Annotated in this window: 23 protein-coding genes and 1 tRNA gene; 15 read left to right on the top strand and 9 right to left on the bottom strand. The window is 69.2% G+C overall.

Annotation, left to right across the window (positions count from 1 at the left end):
* Positions 1–15: 15 nt before the first annotated feature.
* Positions 16–816 (top strand): tRNA threonylcarbamoyladenosine dehydratase, encoded by an 801-nt coding sequence (locus PQS31_RS00685; protein WP_272760757.1) that lies wholly within the window; start codon positions 16–18, stop codon positions 814–816.
* A 24-nt stretch (positions 817–840) separates the two neighbouring features.
* Here PQS31_RS00685 and PQS31_RS00680 read toward each other — a convergent pair whose 3' ends face one another.
* Together PQS31_RS00680 and PQS31_RS00675 are read right to left on the bottom strand one after the other, a co-directional pair.
* On the bottom strand, positions 841–1,632 hold the full coding sequence (locus PQS31_RS00680; RefSeq protein ID WP_272760756.1) for a TatD family hydrolase: 792 nt from the start codon (positions 1,630–1,632) through the stop codon (positions 841–843).
* A gap of 8 nt (positions 1,633–1,640) precedes the next feature.
* Positions 1,641–1,880: a DUF6116 family protein gene (locus PQS31_RS00675; protein WP_272760755.1), complete on the bottom strand. Its 240-nt coding sequence runs from the start codon at positions 1,878–1,880 to the stop codon at positions 1,641–1,643.
* A gap of 176 nt (positions 1,881–2,056) precedes the next feature.
* Between PQS31_RS00675 and PQS31_RS00670 the strand changes: the two genes are divergently transcribed.
* The 5 genes from PQS31_RS00670 to PQS31_RS00650 all read left to right on the top strand — a co-directional run bounded on the left by PQS31_RS00670 (position 2,057) and on the right by PQS31_RS00650 (position 7,675).
* Positions 2,057–2,854: a glycine zipper 2TM domain-containing protein gene (locus tag PQS31_RS00670; protein ID WP_272760754.1), complete on the top strand. Its 798-nt coding sequence runs from the start codon at positions 2,057–2,059 to the stop codon at positions 2,852–2,854.
* A 120-nt stretch (positions 2,855–2,974) separates the two neighbouring features.
* Positions 2,975–4,138, top strand: a complete 1,164-nt coding sequence (locus PQS31_RS00665) for an acyl-CoA dehydrogenase family protein (protein WP_272760753.1) — start codon at positions 2,975–2,977, stop codon at positions 4,136–4,138.
* A 60-nt stretch (positions 4,139–4,198) separates the two neighbouring features.
* Positions 4,199–4,750 carry a GNAT family N-acetyltransferase gene (locus tag PQS31_RS00660; protein WP_272760752.1) on the top strand — a complete coding sequence of 184 codons (552 nt, stop codon included), beginning with the start codon at positions 4,199–4,201 and terminating at the stop codon, positions 4,748–4,750.
* A complete protein-coding gene (locus PQS31_RS00655; RefSeq protein ID WP_272760751.1) occupies positions 4,747–5,391 on the top strand; it encodes a glutathione S-transferase family protein in 645 nt (214 codons plus the stop codon). The genes PQS31_RS00660 and PQS31_RS00655 overlap by 4 nt, the downstream gene beginning before the upstream one ends.
* 10 nt (positions 5,392–5,401) lie before the next feature.
* Positions 5,402–7,675 (top strand): thiamine pyrophosphate-dependent enzyme, encoded by a 2,274-nt coding sequence (locus PQS31_RS00650; protein ID WP_272760750.1) that lies wholly within the window; start codon positions 5,402–5,404, stop codon positions 7,673–7,675.
* 46 nt (positions 7,676–7,721) lie between these two features.
* Here the strand turns inward: PQS31_RS00650 and PQS31_RS00645 are convergent, their stop codons facing one another.
* Entirely contained in the window at positions 7,722–8,582 is an 861-nt protein-coding gene (locus tag PQS31_RS00645) for a folate-binding protein (RefSeq protein WP_272760749.1), read from the bottom strand.
* Between the two features lie 25 nt (positions 8,583–8,607).
* On the opposite strand from PQS31_RS00645, the gene PQS31_RS00640 reads away from it, so the two are divergent.
* The 9 genes from PQS31_RS00640 to lolD all read left to right on the top strand — a co-directional run bounded on the left by PQS31_RS00640 (position 8,608) and on the right by lolD (position 15,415).
* Positions 8,608–8,760: a succinate dehydrogenase assembly factor 4 gene (locus PQS31_RS00640; RefSeq protein ID WP_272760748.1), complete on the top strand. Its 153-nt coding sequence runs from the start codon at positions 8,608–8,610 to the stop codon at positions 8,758–8,760.
* A gap of 80 nt (positions 8,761–8,840) precedes the next feature.
* Positions 8,841–9,236, top strand: a complete 396-nt coding sequence (sdhC, locus tag PQS31_RS00635) for a succinate dehydrogenase, cytochrome b556 subunit (RefSeq protein ID WP_272760747.1) — start codon at positions 8,841–8,843, stop codon at positions 9,234–9,236.
* The gene (gene sdhD, locus PQS31_RS00630; RefSeq protein ID WP_272760746.1) at positions 9,233–9,652 is read left to right on the top strand and encodes a succinate dehydrogenase, hydrophobic membrane anchor protein; all 420 of its coding nucleotides are present in this window, start codon (positions 9,233–9,235) and stop codon (positions 9,650–9,652) included. The genes sdhC and sdhD overlap by 4 nt, the downstream gene beginning before the upstream one ends.
* Before the next feature lie 7 nt (positions 9,653–9,659).
* Complete coding sequence (gene sdhA / locus PQS31_RS00625; RefSeq protein WP_272760745.1) at positions 9,660–11,450, top strand: succinate dehydrogenase flavoprotein subunit; 1,791 nt, start codon at positions 9,660–9,662, stop codon at positions 11,448–11,450.
* Between the two features lie 103 nt (positions 11,451–11,553).
* Entirely contained in the window at positions 11,554–12,336 is a 783-nt protein-coding gene (locus PQS31_RS00620) for a succinate dehydrogenase iron-sulfur subunit (RefSeq protein ID WP_272760744.1), read from the top strand.
* A gap of 353 nt (positions 12,337–12,689) precedes the next feature.
* Positions 12,690–12,950, top strand: coding sequence for a succinate dehydrogenase assembly factor 2 (locus PQS31_RS00615; RefSeq protein ID WP_272760743.1), 261 nt, complete (start codon positions 12,690–12,692; stop codon positions 12,948–12,950).
* A 43-nt stretch (positions 12,951–12,993) separates the two neighbouring features.
* Positions 12,994–13,368, top strand: a complete 375-nt coding sequence (locus PQS31_RS00610; RefSeq protein ID WP_272760742.1) for a hypothetical protein — start codon at positions 12,994–12,996, stop codon at positions 13,366–13,368.
* A gap of 69 nt (positions 13,369–13,437) precedes the next feature.
* Complete coding sequence (locus PQS31_RS00605; protein WP_272760741.1) at positions 13,438–14,679, top strand: lipoprotein-releasing ABC transporter permease subunit; 1,242 nt, start codon at positions 13,438–13,440, stop codon at positions 14,677–14,679.
* Entirely contained in the window at positions 14,672–15,415 is a 744-nt protein-coding gene (gene lolD / locus PQS31_RS00600) for a lipoprotein-releasing ABC transporter ATP-binding protein LolD (RefSeq protein ID WP_272760740.1), read from the top strand. Before PQS31_RS00605 ends, lolD begins: the two co-directional genes overlap by 8 nt.
* An 80-nt stretch (positions 15,416–15,495) precedes the next feature.
* On the opposite strand, the gene PQS31_RS00595 is transcribed toward lolD, so the two are convergent.
* The 6 genes from PQS31_RS00595 to PQS31_RS00570 all read right to left on the bottom strand — a co-directional run bounded on the left by PQS31_RS00595 (position 15,496) and on the right by PQS31_RS00570 (position 20,717).
* Positions 15,496–16,362 (bottom strand): DMT family transporter, encoded by an 867-nt coding sequence (locus PQS31_RS00595; RefSeq protein ID WP_272761431.1) that lies wholly within the window; start codon positions 16,360–16,362, stop codon positions 15,496–15,498.
* 59 nt (positions 16,363–16,421) lie between these two features.
* Complete coding sequence (gene murB, locus PQS31_RS00590) at positions 16,422–17,450, bottom strand: UDP-N-acetylmuramate dehydrogenase (protein WP_272760739.1); 1,029 nt, start codon at positions 17,448–17,450, stop codon at positions 16,422–16,424.
* 7 nt (positions 17,451–17,457) lie between these two features.
* On the bottom strand, positions 17,458–18,510 hold the full coding sequence (locus tag PQS31_RS00585) for a quinone-dependent dihydroorotate dehydrogenase (protein ID WP_272760738.1): 1,053 nt from the start codon (positions 18,508–18,510) through the stop codon (positions 17,458–17,460).
* Position 18,511: 1 nt separating this feature from the next.
* Complete coding sequence (locus tag PQS31_RS00580) at positions 18,512–18,808, bottom strand: DUF4190 domain-containing protein (RefSeq protein ID WP_272760737.1); 297 nt, start codon at positions 18,806–18,808, stop codon at positions 18,512–18,514.
* A 192-nt stretch (positions 18,809–19,000) separates the two neighbouring features.
* Entirely contained in the window at positions 19,001–20,536 is a 1,536-nt protein-coding gene (locus PQS31_RS00575) for an aldehyde dehydrogenase family protein (protein ID WP_272760736.1), read from the bottom strand.
* Positions 20,537–20,640: 104 nt separating this feature from the next.
* A tRNA-Arg gene (locus PQS31_RS00570) sits at positions 20,641–20,717 on the bottom strand.
* Positions 20,718–20,753: the final 36 nt, after the last annotated feature.

Below are 20,753 nucleotides of genomic sequence, written 5' to 3'. Positions count from 1 at the left end.
CGCTAAACTTCGCCCATGAACGACGACGCACGCGCACGCTTTTCCGGAATCGAACGTCTGTACGGGCAGGGCACGGTCGCCCGCCTGCTCGAGCGTCATGTGGCGGTGGTGGGCCTGGGTGGTGTGGGCTCGTGGGTGGCCGAGGCGCTGGCGCGGACCGGCGTCGGCACGCTGACCCTGATCGACGCGGACGACATCTGCATATCGAACACCAACCGCCAGTTGCCGGCGCTCGACGGGCAGTACGGCCGCAGCAAGGTGCTGGCCATGGCCGAGCGCTGCCGCGCGATCAATCCGTCGATGACGGTGCACGCGCTGGAGGCATTCGTGACCCCGGCCAACCTCGACGACCTGCTCGATCGCGGCTACGACCTGGTGGTGGACGCCTGTGACAGCTTCCGCAGCAAGGTCGAGCTGATCGCCTGGTGCCGGCGTCGGAAGCGCGCGGTGATCACCGTCGGCGCGGCCGGCGGGCGGGTCGACCCGACCCTGGTGCGCGTGCGCGATCTCTCGCGCACCGAGCACGACGCGATGCTCGCGCTGATCCGCAAGAAGCTGCGCGCGGAGTTCAATTTCCCCAAGAGCGCGAAGCGCTATTTCGGCGTGCCCGCGATCTATTCGCTGGAGAACGTGCGCTACCCGCAGGCCGACGGCACGGTCTGCGGACTGCGGCCGCAGATCGGGCCGGATGCCGCGCTGAACCTCGATTGCGGCAGCGGTCTCGGCGCCGCGACGCACATCACCGGCGCGTTCGCGTTCGCGGCGGCCGGCAAGGCGATCGACATTCTGCTCAAGCCGGAACGCGCCCAGGACTGAATCCGTCGGCGGCCCTGGCGGGCCTCACGCCAGTGGCAGGCCGAAGAGCCGCGCGGTGTTGGCCGTGGTCTGCGCGGCGACCGCGGCCGCGTCCTCGTGGCGAAGCGCGGCCACCGTTGCGCAAATCTCGGTCAGATGGGCCGGCTCGTTGCGTTCGCCGCGATGAGCGTCGCCCGGCTGGTCGGGGGCGTCGGTCTCGAGCAACAGCTGCTCGGCCGGGAGTCCGGCCACCGTGCGCCGCAGCCGCTGGGCACGCGCGTAGGTGACCGGGCCACCGATGCCGACGTGGATGCCCAGGTCCCAGAGCTGACGCGCCTGCTGCGGACTCCCGCTGAAGCTGTGCACGACGCCGCGAATCCCGTCGAAGCGTCGCAGCGTGGCGATGACCGCGTCCACGGCGCGGCGCGCATGGATGATCACGGGCAGGTCGACGCTGCGCGCGAGCCTCAGCTGGCCTTCGAAGTACAGGGCCTGCAGATCGGGGTCCAGACCCTCGACGAAGTGGTCGAGGCCGCATTCTCCGATCGCCACCGGGCGCCGGGCGACGATCCGGTCGTGCAGTCGATCGAGGTCCTCGCGCGCGTGCTCGGCCAGGAACATCGGATGCAGGCCCAGCGCGGGATGCAGTTCGCCGTGGGCGGCGCACAGCGCCTCCAGGTTCGGCCAGGCCGCGCGGTGCGTCGCGGGCACCACCTGGGCGACCACGCCGGACGCGCGCGCACGCGCCAGCACCTCGGCCCGGTCAGGATCGAACTGCGCGACATCCAGATGGCAGTGGCTGTCGATCAGCCGGAGGCGCGTCGCGGCGGCGTCCACGGTCGGCGTCAGGAGCGACGCGCCTCACCGTCGATCGGGGGGCGGGGCGGCGCCGTGCCCGGCTTCGGAGCACGCTTGCGCTTGGCCAGCATGACGGTCGCCAGACCCAGCAGCACCTCGTCCACGAGGATGATCGGATCGGGAATCAGCAGGTTGATGCCGAACAGCGCGGCGACCACGAGAAACAGGCGCGGATAGCTCAGCCGCGACAGCCACGCGATCAGTGGCGCGGAAAAGATGCTGCGCATCGGAAGACTCCTCGAACGACCGCTGACACGCTATCACGCGGGTCGGATGGACGCGTAGCGTCGCAATATTTAACAACGCGTCAGTCTGGAGCCGAATTTGCCGGCGTGCATTCAGCTTCCAGGTGCTGCAATCGGCACCGACAGCACGATTGGCCGCAGCGGCCGAAGGAGATCCCATGAAAGGCAACACACTCGCGATCGCACTGGCTTCGCTGCTCGTGGGCGGCGTCGCCGTCGGCGCCTATCACAACAGCCGGGATGCGGCCCCGCGTTCGGATCTCGCGACCGCTGATGCGGCCCTCGCGGTGGATGCGGCGACCGGCGAGCCCATCGACGCACGCGCCGATGCGCTCGAATACGCGGACGTGGTGGCCGTGCGTCCGGTCACCGAGTCGGGGCAGATCTACGCCACCGTGCTCGGCACCGAGCCCGTGCGCGAGACCATGACCAGCACATCGCCGCGCGAAGTCTGCGAGGACGTGGTGGTGCAGGAGCGCCTGCCCGAGCGCGACGGCAACGTCGGCGGCACGGTGGCCGGCGCGCTGATCGGGGGCCTCGTGGGCAATCAGATTGGCGGCGGCAACGGGCGCAAGGTCGCCACCGTGGCGGGCGCCGCAACGGGTGGCTACGTCGGCAACCGAATCGATCGCAATCACGTCGGCGGACGCGTGGTGGAGCGGGTCGACCGCCAGTGCCGCACCGTGCAGGACTCCTCGCAGTCTTCCCGCGTGGTGGCCTACAACGTCACCTATCGCAACCCGGACGGCACCACGGGCTCGATGCGCACCGACAGCAAGCCCGGCAACCGCATCCTGCTGGGTGACGAACAGCGCACCATCGGGTACGACGTGACCTACCGGTACGACGGCAGCGAGCGCACGATCCGCATGCAGGACGAGCCGGGCGAGCGGCTGCCCGTCATCAACGGCCGGATCATGACCGCGGCCGTGGACAGCACCGCAGACCGCGGCTGATCCCACCGCCGCGTGGCGTGTCCCCACGGGCCGGCATTCGCCGGCCCGTCTTTGTTGCAGTGCTCCACGCCCCTGCGTCCGCGCTCGCTAGAATGCGTCGACTCCACAGGATCGACGCGCATGGCTCTGCATCCCTACGATCTCTACGACGTGCGCTCGCTGCTCAGCGAGGAAGAACGCGCGGTGCAGGATGCGGTGGCGCGTTTCACCGACGAGCGCGTGCTGCCGATCATCGGTGAGTGCTTCGACCAGGCCCGTTTTCCCCAGGAGCTGATCCCCGAGATGGCCGGTCTCGGCCTGCTCGGCGCGACGCTGCCGGAGGAATACGGTTGCGCCGGCCTCAACGCCGTCAGTTACGGCCTGATCTGTCAGGAGCTCGAACGGGGCGATTCGGGTCTGCGCAGCTTCGCCAGCGTGCAGTCGTCGCTGTGCATGTACCCGATCTTCGCCTACGGCTCCGAGGACCAGCGCCGCCGCTGGCTGCCGGACATGGCCAAGGGCGAGGTGATCGGCTGTTTCGGTCTCACCGAGGCGCACGGCGGTTCCGACCCGGCGAACATGAAGACGCATGCCACGCGCGACGGCGACGACTGGGTACTCAGCGGCGCGAAGATGTGGATCACCAACGGCAATCTGGCCCATGTCGCGATCGTCTGGGCACAGACGGACGACGGCATCCAGGGGTTCCTGGTCGAGAAGGACTTCGCCGGTTTCACCGCGCAGCCGATCAAGCACAAGATGAGCCTGCGCGCGTCGGTGACCAGCGCGCTGTATTTCGACGGCGTGCGTGTGCCCGAGGCGAACCGCCTGCCGAACGTCAAGGGCCTGAAGGGGCCGCTGGGTTGCCTGACGCAGGCGCGCTACGGCATCACCTGGGGGCCGATCGGGGCGGCGATCGCCTGCCTCGATGAAGCCCTGCGCTATTCCAAGGAACGCATCCTCTTCGAACGCCCGGTCGCGGCCACGCAGAGCGCGCAGATCAAAATGGCCGACTGGGCGCGTCGCATCACCACCGCGCAGTTGCTGTCGCTGCAGCTCGGCCGCCTGAAGGACGCGGGCACCATGCAGCCTACGCAGGTGTCGCTGGCGAAGTGGAACAACTGCCGCATGGCGATCGACATCGCGCGCGAGGCGCGTGATCTGCTGGGCGGCGCGGGCATCACCACCGAGCACAGCCCCATCCGTCATGCGCTCAATCTCGAATCGGTGATCACCTACGAGGGCACCGAGACCGTGCACCAGCTGGTGGTCGGGCGCGAGCTGACCGGCATCAACGCGTTCTGAATGCCGTGCGCCACGACGCACGCGGATCCGCCCGCCGCGGTGACGCTTCAGGAGGCCGATGTGCCGAATCCGGATGTCCAGCTCGAAACCGACCGTCTGATTCTGCGCCTGCCGCGGATCGAGGATTTCGAGCGCTACGCCGAGCTGATGGCGGATGAGGCTGCCAGTCGGCACATCGGCGGCCAGCTGCCGCGCGGCGCTGCCTGGCGCCGGTTTCTGCAGATGCCCGGCGCCTGGGCGCTCCAGGGCTTCGCGATGTTCTCGGTGATCGACAAGGCCGACGGCCGCTGGCTCGGCCAGATGGGGCCGTGGCAGCCGGACGGATGGCCCGGCACCGAGATCGGCTATGCGTTTCATCCCGATGCGTGGGGCAAGGGCTACGCCGTAGAATCGGCGGTGGCCGCGATCGACTGGTCGTTCGCGACGCTGGGCTGCGAGGAGATCGTCCATTGCATCGCACCCGACAACCTCGCATCGCAGAACGTCGCGCGGCGGCTGGGCTCGGTCCGGCGCGGGCCGGTGCGCCTGCCGCCTCCGGCGCACGAGGCCGCGGTCGAACTCTGGGGGCAGACGCGGACCCAGTGGCAGGCGGGAAGGGCAGCCCGGGGATGACCACCGTCTACGGCTATCCGCCGTCCGGCAACTGTCACAAGGTGCGGTTGCTGCTGGAGCAGCTGGGGCGGCCCTATACCTGGGTCGACGTCGACAGCAGCCGCGGCGAGACGCGCACGCCCGACTATCTCGCGAAGAATCCGGTCGGACAGGTGCCGATGCTGGAGCTCGAGGACGGCCGCCTGCTGGTCGAGTCGAATGCGATCCTGTGCTTCCTCGCCGCCGGCACACCGCTGCTGCCGAGCGATCCCTGGCACCACGCCCAGGCGCTGCGCTGGATGTTCTTCGAGCAGTACAGCCATGAGCCGGCGATCGCGGTCGCCCGGTTCATCCGCGGTTGGACCGAACCCGATTCGCCGCGCCGCATGGAGCTGCCGGCGCTGCACGCGCGCGGCCATCGCGCACTGGCCGTGATGGAGGGCCACCTGGCCGCCGGCGCGACGTGGTTCTCCGGCGACGCCTACGGCGTCGCCGACATCGCGCTGGTCGCCTATACCGCGGTCGCCCCCGAGGGCGGGTTCGACCTGGCGCCGTATCCGGCGCTGCGGGACTGGCTCGCGCGCGTGCGCGGCACGCCGGGGTTCATCGACATGCCGGCGCCCGCGCCGGTGCACGCCGCGAGGCTCGCGGCCACGGACTGAAGGTGACGCGATGTTCGCAGTCGTTCCCGATCCGATTCCGGCCCGCATGAAGGGCCTCAACCGCGCCGAGATCTGCGACGCGAACTTCCAGCAGTTCGTCCGCGAATGGGCCGGCCCGCGCGGCGCGGCACCTGCGCACGACGAACCCGTCCTCGCGGGCAGCGCGCTCGATGCGCAGGGGTTTCGCGAACTGTTCGAATCGCAGCTGATCAGTCGCCATCTGGACCTGATGGCGCGGGTGCTGCGCGTGCAGAACAAGGTCTTCTACACGATCGGCTCCAGCGGCCACGAGGGCAACGCGATGATCGCCCGGGCGACGCGGCATACCGATCCGGCTTTCCTGCATTACCGCAGCGGCGGCTTCATGGCCGAACGCTTCCGCAAGCTGCCGGGGATGGATCCGGTGATGGACGCCGCGCTGTCGTTCGCCGCCAGCGCGGACGACCCGGCCAGTGGTGGCCGGCACAAGGTCTGGGGCAGCAAGCCGCTGTGGGTGCTGCCGCAGACCTCGACGATCGCCTCGCACCTGCCCAAGGCGCTCGGCACCGCGATGGCGATCGAACATGCGCGGCGGATCGGCCAGCCGCTCCCCGTGCCCGACGACAGCTTGGTCGTGTGCTCGTTCGGCGATGCGTCGAGCAATCACGCGACCGCGCAGACGGCATTCAACGCCGCCGCCTGGGCCAGCTACCAGGGGCTGCAGGCGCCGGTGCTGTTCGTCTGCGAAGACAACGGCATCGGCATTTCGGTGAGGACGCCGGCGGGCTGGATCGCACGCAATTTCGCCCAGCGTGCCGGGCTGGACTACTTCGCCGCCGACGGGCTCGATCTCGCCGCGGGTTTCGGCGATGTGGAGCGCGCGGTCGAACACTGCCGCCGCAGTCGACGTCCGACCTTCCTGCATCTGCGCACCACGCGCCTGATGGGGCACGCAGGGACCGACTTCGAGATCGAATGGCGGGCGCTGGAGGAGCTGTGCGCGGTCGAGGCGAGTGATCCGCTGCTGCGTTCCGCGGCGATCGCGCTGGAATCCGGCCTGCTGTCGGCCGACGGGATCCTGACCCTGTACGAAGCCACGCGGGCGCGCTGTTTCGCCGCGGCCGACGTGGCGGACCGGCGCCCGCGGCTGAGCTCGCTCGCCGAGATCATCGCACCACTGGCCCCGTATTCGCTCGACGCCGTGCGGGCCGAGGCGACGCGCTGCGTGGATGCGGACGCGCGTGCAGCGGCCTTCGGCGGCGAGGCCCGCCTGCCCGAGCAACAACCGCCGCGGCATCTGGCGATCCAGCTCAACCAGGCGCTGCACGATCTACTGCTGAAGTACCCGGAAGCGTTGCTGTTCGGCGAGGACGTCGCGCAGAAGGGCGGCGTGTACACCGTCACCAAGGGCCTGCAGGCGGCCTTCGGCGGGCGGCGCGTCTTCAACACCCTGCTCGACGAGACGATGATCCTCGGCATGGCGCAGGGCTACGCGAACATGGGCCTGCTGCCGCTGCCGGAAATCCAGTATCTGGCCTATTTCCACAACGCCTGCGACCAGATCCGCGGCGAGGCGGCCAGCCTCCAGTTCTTCAGCAACGGCCAGTACCGCAATCCGATGGTGGTGCGGATCGCGTCGCTCGGCTACCAGCGCGGCTTCGGCGGGCATTTCCACAACGACAATTCGATCACCGCACTGCGCGACATCCCCGGACTGGTGATCGGCTGCCCCTCGCGCGGCGACGACGCCGCGATGATGCTGCGCACGCTGATGGCGCTGGCCAAGGTCGACGGCCGGGTGTGTGCGCTGCTCGAGCCGATCGCGCTGTACATGACCAAGGACCTGTACCCCGGCGACGGCGCCTGGCTCACCGCCTATCCGCCGCCGGACCAGGCCCTGACGCCGGGCGAGCCGCGGGTCTACGACGATGCCGCCTCGGACCTGCTGATCCTGACCTTCGGCAACGGCGTGCCGATGAGCCTGCGGGCCGCGCGCGAGATCCAGGCCGAGCACGGTTGGTCGGTGCGCGTGGTGGACCTGCGCTGGCTGTTGCCGCTCAACGAGGCGGCCATCGCACGCCATGCGCGCGAATGCGCGCGCATCCTGGTGGTCGACGAAGGGCGACGCAGCGCCGGGGTGGGCGAGGGCATCCTCACCGCGATCGTCGAGGCCGGTCTGGGCGCGACGCCGCTGCGCCGGGTGGTCGGCGCGGATACCTATACGCCGCTGGCCGGTGCCGCGCTGCTGGTGATTCCCGGCGAAGACGACATCGTGGATGCGGCCCGCGCGCTCGCGGTGACCTGAGGTCTCCGCGCGGGCCCCGGCGCGGCAATCGCGCCGGGCGCGGGCGTCAGCGTGCGAGGCCGTCGAGCAGCGGCGCCGGTTCGACCTGCATGCCCGCCAGCGTGAGCGGCGTCTGTGCGCGCTCCATGGGCAACACGGCGAGGCGAATGTCGCGGGCGCCGCAGACCAGGCGTCCGATCACCTGGCCGTCCTGTTCGATCTCGCCTGCGAGCGGTGCCGTTTCCGGCGTCCGCAGGGCCACCAGACCACGCCGCACCTGACCGAGAAAATGCGTCCGCGCCACGATTTCCTGGCCCGGATAGCAGCCTTTGCGGACGCTGAAGGCGCGCAGCCGTTCGAGGGACAGCTGTTGCGGCGTCCAGCCCTCGGCCTGGTCGGCGGGAAGACGGGGCAGCCCGAAGGCCATGTCCCGGGCGCGCCACTGCGCTTCGGCCTCGGCGTCGAGTGACGCCGGCGCAGCGGCCGGCGCGATCCGCAGCGTGCGCGGATGCGCGTCGCTCCCGAAATCGAGCTCGATGGCGTCCGCATCGACGTGCGCGACGGGCCCGCGCGCGGCAGCGGGTGCGCGCCCGCTGCCGGATACCTGCAAGCCGCGGTCGACGCCGATGGTGACCTTGCTCCGGAAAACGAAGCGTTGCAGCGATGAGACGAAGTCGGCGGGATCCGCATCGTGCAGCAGCACGTACAGGGATTCGGCCTCCCGACGCAGGACCGCGAACAATGCGATCACACGGCCCTTGGGGGTCAACCACCCGCTCCACTGCCATTGGCCGGGCGCCAGCGCAGCGACATCGCTCATGAACTGGGCCTGCGCGAACGCCACCGCATCCCGCCCGGTGAGCGTCACGACGGCGACGTCGGAAAGGGCGAATGGCGCGTCGTACGCCGCCTGCGGCTTGTCTGACATGGGGCTGGGAACTAGACTTGAACGGATGACCAACCCCGACATCATAGGCGAGGACGCGGAGACGCCGCAGGCGCCGATGCCGGTCCCCGCATCCGAGCCGGAAGTCGGCGGCCGCGACGGCCCCGAGCCGACGCGGTACGGCGACTGGGAAAAGAACGGGCGTTGTATCGATTTCTGATCCGCGCCGCCGTGCTCGACGCGCGGAATCGCACCATCAGCCACGCGGCGAGACGCCGCCAGCGAGGAGAGCAGCCAGCGATGGCACACCGCAACCGTCCCTTGTCACCGTTCATGCTGGGCACGCTGTACCGCCTGCAGATCACGTCGGTGATGTCCCTGATGCACCGGGTCACCGGCATCGTCGCGTCGATCGGCGCATTCGGCATCGCCTGGTGGCTGCTTGCGGTCGCCCAGGGCGGCGAAGCGTATGCGTCGGCCTCGGCGGTGCTCGCGTCTCCGCTGGGCATGCTGGTGCTCGCGGCGACCACGTTCTCCCTGGTCTATCACCTGCTCAACGGCATCCGCCATCTGATGTGGGACTCCGGTTGGGGCTTCGAACTTCCGGAGGTCTACCGCTCCGGCTACACCGTGATCGTGCTCGCCGTCGTGCTGACCGCCGCGATCTGGTTCATCGCGTTGCGGGGTGGGGCATGAGCGAGACCAAGACATCGAACGACGTCGCGCGGCCGCGCGATTTCCGCACGCCCGTCGGTCGCGCCCGCGGTCTGGGCTCGGGCAAGACGGGCACGGGGCACTTCTGGTGGCAGCGGGTGACCGCGGTCGCGCTGGTGCCACTGGTGGCCTGGTTCGTCGGCACGCTGGTGTCGCTGGTCGGCGCGGACCTCGCCTCGGTGCAGACTGTGCTCGCGCGTCCGTTCAATGCGATCGCGTTCGCGCTGTTCGCGATCGCGATGTTCTGGCACGCCAAGCTCGGCCTGCAGGTGATCATCGAGGACTACATCCACCAGCGCGCGCTGGAGATCACCCTGCAGCTTCTCGTCACATTCGCCTGCGCCGCCGGCGCGCTCGCATCGCTGTACGCGATTGCGCGCATCGCACTGCTGGGCTGAGAACCACATGACCAACGCCTACAAGATCACCGAACACACCTACGACATGATCGTCGTCGGCGCCGGCGGCGCCGGCTTGCGCGCGACGTTCGGCCTGGCCCACAAGGGCTTGCAGACCGCCTGTCTGACCAAGGTGTTCCCGACCCGTTCGCACACCGTCGCGGCCCAGGGCGGCATCTCCGCCGCGCTCGCCAACATGGGCGAGGACGACTGGCGCTTCCACTTCTACGACACGATCAAGGGCTCCGACTGGCTGGGCGACCAGGACGCCATCCAGTACATGTGCCGCGAGGCCATCCCCGCGATCATCGAGCTCGAGCACCAGGGCGTGCCGTTCTCGCGCACCGAGGAGGGCAAGATCTACCAGCGCCCGTTCGGCGGCATGACGACGCATTACGGCAAGGGCATCGCCCAGCGCACCTGCGCCGCGGCCGACCGCACGGGTCACGCGATCCTGCATACGCTGTACCAGCAGTCGCTCAAGCACGATGCGCGCTTCTTCATCGAATACTTCGCGCTCGACCTGATCATGGACGAGGACGGCGCCTGCCGCGGCGTGCTCGCGCTCGACATGGCCGAAGGCACGCTGCACCTGTTCCGCGCCCAAGGCGTGGTGCTGGCGACCGGCGGCTACGGCCGGGCGTACTTCTCCGCGACCTCGGCCCACACCTGCACCGGCGACGGTGGCGGCATGGCGCTGCGCGCCGGGCTCGGTCTGCAGGACATGGAATTCGTGCAGTTCCATCCGACCGGCATCTACGGCGCGGGCTGCCTGATCACCGAAGGCGTGCGCGGCGAAGGCGGCATCCTGCGCAATGCCAACGGCGAGCGCTTCATGGAGCGCTATGCCCCGAATGCGAAGGATCTCGCCTCGCGTGACGTGGTCTCGCGCTCGATGACGATGGAAATCCGCGAGGGCCGCGGCGTCGGTGAGCACAAGGACCACATCCACCTGGACCTGACCCACCTCGACCCGAAGGAAATCCACGAGAAGCTCCCCGGTATCGCCGAGAGCGCGCGGATCTTCGCCGGTGTTGACGTCGAGAAGCAGCCGATCCCGGTGCTGCCCACCGTCCACTACAACATGGGCGGCATTCCGACCAATTACCACGGCGAAGTGGTGCAGCTGAAGAACGGCGACCCGGATGCCGTGGTGCCCGGCCTGTATGCGATCGGCGAGGCCGCCTGCGTGTCGGTGCACGGGGCCAACCGCCTGGGCTCGAACTCGCTGCTCGACCTCGTGGTGTTCGGCCGCGCGGTCGCCAACCGCTGCGCCGAGACGATCACGCCGAGTGCGCGGCAGAAGCCGCTGGCCAAGGATGCCTGCGACAAGGCGCTGGCCAACCTCGACGCGCTGCGCCACGCCAGCGGCGGCACGCCGACCGCGGTGATCCGCGACAACATGCAGCGCACGATGCAGAACGACGCCGCCGTGTTCCGGACCAGCAAGACGCTGGCCGAGGGCGTCGAGAAGATCCGCGAGATCCACGCCTCGTTTGCCGACGTCAAGGTCAGCGACCGTTCGATGGTGTGGAACTCGGATCTGGTCGAGACGCTCGAGCTGCAGAACCTGCTGGGCCAGGCGCTGGTGACCATCGTGTCGGCCGAGAACCGCAAGGAATCGCGCGGCGCGCATGCGCACGAGGATTTCCCGGAGCGCGACGACGAGAACTGGCACAAGCACACGCTGTGCTGGCTCGACGATGCCGGCAAGACCACCATCGATTACCGCCCGGTGCACATGTACACGCTCGACGACGAAGTCGAACCGGTGCCGCCGAAAGCGCGCGTGTATTGACGCCGTAATTGGTGATTCGTGATTGGTGATTCGTAATGCCAAAGACGATGCGAATCCCGCTTTTCCGAATCACGAATTACCAATAACGAATCACGGACTCGAAATGGCAGAATTCTCGCTCCCGAAGAACTCCAAGGTGCAGCAGGGCCGGCATTTCCCGGCGACCGGCGCGACGCGCACGCGTACCTTCAAGGTCTACCGCTGGAATCCCGACGACGGTCGCAACCCGTCCACGGACACCTACGAGGTCGATCTCGACAAGTGCGGGCCGATGGTTCTCGACGCGCTGATCAAGATCAAGAACGAGATCGATCCGACGCTGACCTTCCGTCGCTCGTGCCGCGAGGGCATCTGCGGATCGTGCGCGATGAACATCGACGGCACGAACACGCTGGCCTGCACGCGCGCCATCGAAGACTGCAAGAAGGACGAGGTGCCGATCTATCCGCTTCCGCACATGGAAGTGGTCAAGGACCTGGTCCCGGATCTCACCCACTTCTACGCCCAGTACGCGTCGATCCAGCCGTGGATCCGCACCCAGAGTGCGGCGCCGCCGGATCGCGAGCGCCTGCAGTCCAAGGAAGACCGCGCCAAGCTCGACGGCCTCTACGAGTGCATCCTCTGCGCGTGCTGCACGACCAGCTGCCCGAGCTACTGGTGGAACGGCGATCGCTATCTGGGGCCGGCCGTGCTGCTGCAGGCCTACCGGTGGATCATCGACAGCCGCGACGAAGACACCGGTGCGCGTCTGGACGATCTCGAAGACCCGTTCAAGCTCTACCGCTGTCACACCATCATGAACTGCGCGCGGACCTGCCCCAAGGGCCTGAATCCGGCCAAGGCGATCGGCGAGATCAAGCGGTTGATGCTCGCGCGTCGCGGTTGAGGGCACGACGCCATCGTCGACGGCGTCGTGGCACGGCGGCCCGGCAGTCGGGCTGACTCACAGTCGTTCGGCGTGCGCGCCCCGGGCGCGCGGCGTTCGCGAAAGCAGCGGGGCGCGGCACAGCCGCCAGCCCGCAATGCCGTCATCATCGACAGATCACCGCGGACGACCGGTCCAGCTCGACCGCGACGCCGGCGATGCCGGCGCCATTCGCGCTTCCCGGGGCGGATGGCGCGCGGCCGCGCATCGTGAAGCGATCACGTCGTGCGTCGATAATCGCGTGGACCGCCGCGTCCCCGGCGCTCCGGTGTCGTACACGCGCCGGGTACCCCGTGTCTCTGGAAACTCCTCCCATGTCTGAAGACGATGCCCTCGAACTCCGTCGTCTGCGTTGGCGCAGCCGGCGTGGCATGCGGGAACTCGACCGGCTGTTCGAGCGGTGGCTCGACCAGCGCTGGGCGGTGTCCTCCGAATCCGAGCGGGCGGTTTTCCGACGGTTGCTGGACTGCGAGGACGATAGGTTGTGGAAGTGGTTCCTCGGCCACGACCGTCCCGACGATGCCGACCTCGACACCCTCGTCCAATCGATCCGCGCGCTTCCGCACAACGACTGACGGCGCCTCCGCGCGCGTGCGTTGGGTACCGTCGCGGTTGCTGATGAGCCTGCTCGCCGCGCTGACCGTCTGCGCCTGTCTGTCCCTGCTGCTGTCGGAAATGCCGGTCGTGCTGGTGTGGCTGGCGACGCCGAGCGTGCTGCTGCTGGGCGCGCGGATGATCCTCGCCGAGTCGCGTCGCCCGGGCCGAGAGCTGGTGATCGACGCCGGGGGAGGCGTGTGCCTCGACGGGCACCGTCTCGATGGGCCCCGATTGCACTGGCGCGGACCGATCGTCCGTCTCGACTGGCGCGAGGGGCGGCGACGCCACACGCTGCTGTGGTGGCCGGATACGTTGCCCGCGGCAGCACGACGTGAACTGCGTCTGGCCTCGGCGGCGCTGACGCCGCCACCCCGGGCGGAAACGGTGGCACCATAGCCGTCGCCCGGCGGGGCCCCGAACGGCGAGCGACGCGCCGACGGCGCGCCGCCTCCATGACGGACCTCCATGCTCAGACCCATTCCTGCCGCCATCGGCCTGCGCTATCTGCGCGCCAAACGCCGCAACGGATTCATCTCCTTCATTTCCCTGGCATCGATCTTCGCAATCGCGATCGGTGTGACCGTGCTGATCACCACGCTGGCGGTGATGAGCGGCTTCCAGAAGGAGATTCGCGATCGCATGCTCGGGATGGTCGCGCACGCGACGATCAGCGCCGACGGTGACACGCTGCAGAACTGGGCGCGTGCGATCGATGTCGCGCGCGAAGATCCGCGCGTGGCCGGCGCGGCGCCGTACGTCGACACCCAGGCGCTGCTGCGCGGACGCCGCAACGAGCCGGCGGCGGTGCGCGCGATTTCGCCCGACGACGAAGTGCAGGTGTCCGACCTCGGCACGTCGATGGTCGTCGGTGAGCTTTCGGACCTGCAGCCCGGCAGCTTCAACATCGTGCTCGGCCGCGAGCTGGCCCTGTGGCTCGGCGTCGGCGTGGGCGACAGCGTCATCGTCACCACCGATTTCCAGGTCACGCCGATGGGCGCCGTGCCGCAGCTCAAGCGGTTCAACGTCAGCGGCATCTTCGAAGCCGGCTATCAGGATTTCGATCGTCGCCTGGCCGTGGTCAACCTGCAGGACGCGCAGCGCTTGCTGCGCATCGGCGAGGGCGTGACCGGTGTGCGGCTCAAGCTGCACGACATGGACCAGGCCCAGCAGGTCACCCGCGACCTCGTGCATCGCCTCGGCGGCGTCTACCGGGTCAGCGACTGGAGCAGCGAGAACGCCAACATGTTCCGCGCGCTCAAGCTCGAGAAGACGATGATCGGCATCCTGCTGTCGCTGATCATCCTGATGGGCGCGTTCTCGCTGCTCAATTCCCAGGTCATGCTGGTCACCGACAAGCACGCCGACATCGCCATCCTGCGCACGCTGGGGCTCACGCCGGGCGGCGTGATGCAGGTGTTCATGGTGCAGGGCACGATGATCGGCGTGATCGGCACCGTGCTCGGCGTCTGCGGCGGCCTGCTGCTGACGTTCAATCTCGAACACATCCTTCGCGCGATCGAGCGGACGTTCAACGTCGTGCTGATGCCCGAGGACGTGTACTACGTGACCGGCCTGCCGATCGATCTTCAAACCAGCGACGTGGTGATGATCGCCGTGATCGCGCTGGCGATGGCCTTCCTCGCCACCCTGTATCCGGCCTGGCGCGCCGCGCGGACCGCGCCGGCGGAGGCACTGCGCTATGAGTGAGACCGTGACCCGCACGACGACACGCCCGTCCGACGCGCCCTACGAGGGCGTGGTGCTGCAGGCCGAGCAGCTCGGCAAGACCTACGCCGAGGGGTCGATGAAGACGCCGGTCTTCGACGGCCTGGATTTCTCGGTGGAGGCGGGCGAGACGGTCGCGATCATCGGCGCGTCCGGCGCCGGCAAGAGCACGCTGCTGCACCTGCTGGGCGGGCTGGACACGCCGACCCGAGGCGAGGTCTACGTCGCCGGACAGAAGATGAGCGCGCTGTCGAACGCCGCCCGCGGCACCCTGCGCAACCGCTCGCTGGGTTTCGTCTACCAGTTCCACCATCTGTTGCCGGAGTTCACCGCGCTCGAAAACGTCATGCTGCCGGCGCTGCTCGGCGGTCTGGGCGACGCCGATGCGCAGCGGCACGCGCGCGGCCTGCTCGGTGCGGTCGGCCTCGAGCATCGTCTCGGCCACAAGCCCGGCGAGCTGTCGGGCGGTGAGCGGCAGCGTGCCGCGGTTGCGCGTGCACTGGTCAACCGGCCGGCCTGCGTGCTCGGCGACGAGCCCACCGGCAATCTCGACGAGCGTACGGCGGCCACCGTGTTCGAGCTGATGCTGGAACTCAACCGCGCCCAGCGCACGAGCCTGGTCCTGGTGACCCACGACCGGCGCCTCGCCGCCAAGCTCGACCGCGTGCTCGAGCTGCACCAGGGCAAGCTGCGCGAGGTCGCCAAAAGCGAGCTCTAGGCGGCAGCGCGGCGGCCTGCAGGCGCGTCGCTCGCGCGGCGACGGGCGGCCCGCACCCGTAGTGTAGACAGGACTCCGGCCTATTCGCTCGGCTTGGCGGCCTGGGCCGGACGCTGGGTCGCCGCGCGGCGCGACAGCACGGCCTCGCGGTGGGCGATGTATCCGTTGGCGCCGAATACGATGCCCGCGCCGATCAGGGTCCACAGGTCGATCACTTCGCCGAACAGCCACCAGCCGAACACGACGACGATCGGCAGCTGCACGAAGCTGATCGGCTGCAGCGCCGACACTTCGCCCAGGCGCAGCGCCCGTGTCCACAGCCACTGGCCCAGCGTGCCGAGCACGCCGGTCGCGACCAGCCACAGCCAGACGGTCGGGCTCGGCCAGACCCACTGGAACAGCGCCGGCACCAGCGACAGGGGCACCCACAGCAGATAGGTGTAGAAGACGATGGTGTCGGGCGAATCGAGCTTCGAGAGTTGCTTCATCTGGATCGCGACGACCGCCGCGAGCAGCGCGCCGACGACCGGTACCAGCATCGCCGCCGAGAACGCCACGCCCGGGCGCAGGATCACCAGCACGCCGACGAACCCGGCCGAAACCGCCATCCAGCGCCGGATGCGCACCACTTCGCCCAGCCAGAGCACGGCGGCGATCGTCGCGAACAGCGGCGCCGCGTAGGACAGCGAGATCGCCTGCGACAGTGGCAGGTGGCCGATCGCCCAGAACGCGCACAGCATCGAGCCGAGTCCGACGAGGGTCCGCACGACATAGCGGCCGAGGTTGCGTGTGCGCGGCAGGCCGCCGCCGCTGCGCAGCAGAATCGGCAGCAGCGCCAGCAGACCGAAGAAGTTGCGGAAGAACGCGACCTCGGTGGTCGGAACGGTCGCCGACGCGAAGCGGATCGTGATCGCCATCAGCGCGAACGCAGAGGTGCTGCCGAGCATCAGCAGCGCCGCTCGGCCCTGCACGGTCGCCGGGCGCCAGCCGAGCAGGGTGCGCGCCGTCACCACGTCGCGCCGACGATCCGCGGCTCGGGTTCGAGGTCGACGCCGAACCGCAGCCGTACCGACGCGGCGATGCGCCGGGCCAGTGCCAGCAGCTCGGCGCCTTCCGCGCGGCCGTGATTGACCAGCACCAGTGCGTGACCGGGGGCCACGCCCGCATCGCCCTCGCGGTGTCCCTTCCAGCCGCAGCGGTCGATCAACCACGCCGCCGACAGCTTGCGCAGGCCCGGGTCGACCGCGAACACCGGAATGCCCGCATGCGCGGCCACCAGGGCGGCGGCCTGCGCGGCCGGCACGACCGGATTCTTGAAGAAGCTGCCCGCGTTGCCGATCACCGCCGGATCCGGCAGCTTGCTGCGGCGGATGTCGATCACGGCGTCCGCCACGTCGAGCGGTCGGGGCGACGCGATGCCGCGCGCGGCCAGGGCGTCGCGCAGCCCGGCGTAGTCGAGTCTGGGCTCGGCGAAGCGGTGCAGCGCGAACTCGACCGCGGTGACGATCCACCGGTCGGGCTGCTGCTTGAACACGCTGTCGCGATAGCCGAACCGGCAGGCCGCGGCGTCGAGGCGCACGGCGGTGCGTGTCTGAAGGTCGTAGGCGTCGACCGCGACCACCCGCTCGCCGACTTCGACGCCGTAGGCGCCGATGTTCTGGATCGGCGCCGCACCGACGGTACCGGGGATCAGCGCGAGGTTTTCCAGTCCGCCGAGCGTCTGGGCCAGGGTCCAGAGCACGAAGCCGTGCCAGTCGGCGCCTGCGGCGGCGCGCACGACGACCCGGTCGCCGTCGTCCGACACCAGGGCGCGCCGCGCATCGGAGATCGTCAGCACGTCGTCGGCATCACCGACGAACAGGACGTTGCTGCCGCCGCCGAGCATCAGGGGCGCGGCGCCGTCGAACATCGCCAGCGCCTCGGACAGTGCGTCGATGTCGTGCACGTCGACCAGCCGCCGCGCGGCGGCGCGGATGCCGAAACTGTTGCGCGAGGTGAGGTCGGCCCCTTGGAGCACGCGAACGGCGGCGGACATCGGCACGTCAGAGATTGGGCACGTTGCCGCGACTCGGTGCCTCGCGGCGCCGGCGGATCGCCTCCACGCAATCGCCGATCAGCTCGGGGCCGCGGTAGATCAGACCGGAATACACCTGCACCAGCGAAGCGCCCGCCGCGAACTTCTTGACCGCGTCGGCGCCCGAGAGGATGCCGCCGACGCCGACCAGCGGAATGCTGTCCGGCAGGCGCGTCCGCAGCATGCGCAGCACCGTGGTCGACTTGTTCATCAGCGGCTCGCCGGACAGCCCGCCGGTTTCACCGGCGCGGCGGTCGGATTGCACGTTGATGCGCGAGACCGTGGTGTTGGTGGCGATGACGCCGTCGACGTGCAGGTCCGAGAGCACGCGGGCCGCGGCCTCGATGTCGTCGTCGCTCAGATCGGGCGCCACCTTGACCAGCACCGGCACGCGGCGCCCGTGCTGCGCGGCCAGACGCTCCTGCGCCTCGCGCAGGGTGCCGATCAGCTGCCGCAATGCCTGCTCTTCCTGCAGTTCACGCAGGCCCGCGGTATTGGGCGAGGAGATGTTGACGGTGACGTAGTCGGCCAGCGGATACACCCGCTCCAGGCAGAACAGATAGTCGTCGGCCGCGTTCTCGTTGGGCGTGTCCTTGTTCTTGCCGATGTTGATCCCGAGAACGCCGGCGCGCTTCGCGCGTTCGACGTTCGCGACCAGCACATCCACGCCCTGGTTGTTGAAACCCAGGCGATTGATCAGCGCCCGGTGGCGCGGCAGGCGGAACATCCGGGGCTTCGGATTGCCGTCCTGGGGGCGCGGCGTGACCGTGCCCACTTCGACGAAACCGAAGCCGAGCGCGAACAGCGCGTCGATGTGGGCGCCGTTCTTGTCCAGGCCGGCGGCCAGGCCGACCGGATTGGGAAAGCGCAGTCCGAATGCCTCGGTCGGCAGCGGGGCCGGCGGCTTGGCCAGCATCGGCGCCAGCCCGGCGCGATAGGCCGCGTCCAGCGAGGTCATCGCCAGGCCGTGTGCGCGCTCGGCATCGAGGCGGAACAGCAGCGGGCGCGCGAATGCGTACATGTCAGGACGTCGCGGCGATGAACGCGAACAGACCGCCGAAGAACACCAGTGCCACCAGCAGCGTCAGCAGCCCCAGGCCGATCGCCACGTAGCCCAGCGCGAGGCCGGCGACCGCGAGGCCGTCCCCCTCGAAACGCTGCGGGGTGCGGCGGATTTCGCTACGCGCCAGATGCCCGGTCACGATGGCCACCAGGCTGCCGATCACGGGCAGCAGCAGGAAGCCGAGCAGGCCGAATACGAGGCTGGTGATCGCCAGCGGACTGGTCTGGCGCACGGGGCCGGGCAGCGGCGTACTCACGGACGCGGACCTTGGTGGGAAGTGAACGGGGCCGGGCACGGCCGCGGCATGGGGCGAACAGGCAGGCAGGCTGGAGTGCGCAGCACCATCGGCGGCGGCCCGGAGCGAAGCGGGGGAGTCCCGATTATTCCAGAACCGCCCCTGCGATGGGAGCGCGGCGGCGCCCCCGGGTCGCCGCCGCGCCGGTGGCGCTCACAGATCGAACTTGATGCCCTGGGCCAGCGGCAGCGCGTCCGAGTAGTTGATCGTGTTGGTCTGACGCCGCATGTAGGCGCGCCACGCATCCGAGCCCGACTCGCGGCCGCCGCCGGTGTCTTTCTCGCCGCCGAACGCGCCGCCGATCTCGGCGCCCGAGGTGCCGATGTTGACGTTGGCGATGCCGCAATCCGAACCCCAGGCCGAGAGGAACTGCTCGGACGCGCGCAGATCGGTGGTGAACAGCGACGAGGACAGGCCCTGCGGCACGTCGTTCTGCAGGTCGATCGCCTCTTCGAGATCGCGGTACTTCATGACGTAGAGAATCGGGGCGAAGGTTTCGGTCTGCACGACCTCGGCGTCGTTGGTCAGGCCGCTGACCAGTGCCGGCAGCACGAAGTTGCCCTTGCGCTCGGTGAGTGCGCGGCCGCCGCTCTCGATCGTGCCGCCGCTGGCCTTGGCCTTCTCGATCGCGTCCAGATACGCCTGCACGCCCTCGCGGCTGTTGAGCGGCCCCATCAGGTTGGCGGCGTCGGTGGGATCGCCGATCTTCGTTTCGACCTGGGCGTAGGCGGTCTTGAGCTTGGCCAGCACGTCATCAAAGATCGACTCGTGCACGAACAGGCGGCGGGTCGTCGTGCAGCGCTGGCCGGCGGTACCGACGGCGCCGAACACGATCGCCGGGATCGCCAGTTTCAGGTCGGCAGTGGGGTCGACGATGATCGCGTTGTTGCCGCCCAGTTCCAGCAGCGAGCGGCCCATGCGCCTGGCGACGCACTCGCCGACGTGGCGGCCGACCTTGGTCGAACCGGTGAAGCTGACCAGCGCGATGCGCCTGTCGTCGACGAAGGCCTGGGCGAGTTCACTGCCGGCGTCGTTGAACAGGAAGAAGATGTCCGGAAAGCCCCCGGCCTTGAGCGCGTCGTTGCAGATCTTCATCGACGCGATCGCCGACAGCGGCGTCTTCGGCGACGGTTTCCAGATCGTGATGTTGCCGCAGATGGCGGCGATGAAGCTGTTCCAGGCCCAGACCGCCACCGGGAAGTTGAACGCGCTGATCACGCCGACGAGGCCCAGCGGATGCCATTGCTCGTACATGCGGTGGCCGGGACGCTCGGAGTGCATGGTCAGGCCGTAGAGCTGACGCGACAGGCCGACGGCGAACTCGCCGATGTCGATCATCTCCTGCACTTCGCCGTCGCCTTCGGGCTTGGACTTGCCCATTTCCAGCGCGACCAGCGAACCCAGCGCGTCCTTGTGCGTGCGCAGCGCGTCGGCGCACAGGCGCACGGCTTCACCGCGGCGCGGGGCCGGCGTCTTGCGCCAGAGCTTGAAAGCCGCCTGGGCGCGCTCGACGATCCGCTCGTAGTCGGCCTGCGAGCTGGCCTGCACGCGGGCGAGCACCTCGCCGTCGGTCGGATTGACCGGCTCGAGGACGCCGGCATCGCCGGTCGTCGACCACTCGCCGTTGCCGAGATACGTGCCCGATTCGGTGGCGGACAGGCCGAGCGCGGTGAGGACGGAATGGGGCATGGACGGAACTCCTGTTGAGCGCAAGCGGCCGAAGCGAGATCGGCGGCCTGCGGGGACGCGGCGCGACGCGGCGCGGCACACGGGCCGGCAATGGCGGTCGCGGATGGTGACCCCGGCCCGATTCGAACGGGCGACCTGTCCCTTAGGAGGGGACCGCTCTATCCAGCTGAGCTACGGGGCCGAACGCGGCGATTTTCGCATGCGGCGCGGGCGAATC

It is taken from the genome of Luteimonas sp. BLCC-B24 (assembly GCF_028550595.1).
Lineage (GTDB): Bacteria > Pseudomonadota > Gammaproteobacteria > Xanthomonadales > Xanthomonadaceae > Luteimonas.
This window is presented reverse-complemented; position numbering and strand designations above follow the sequence as displayed.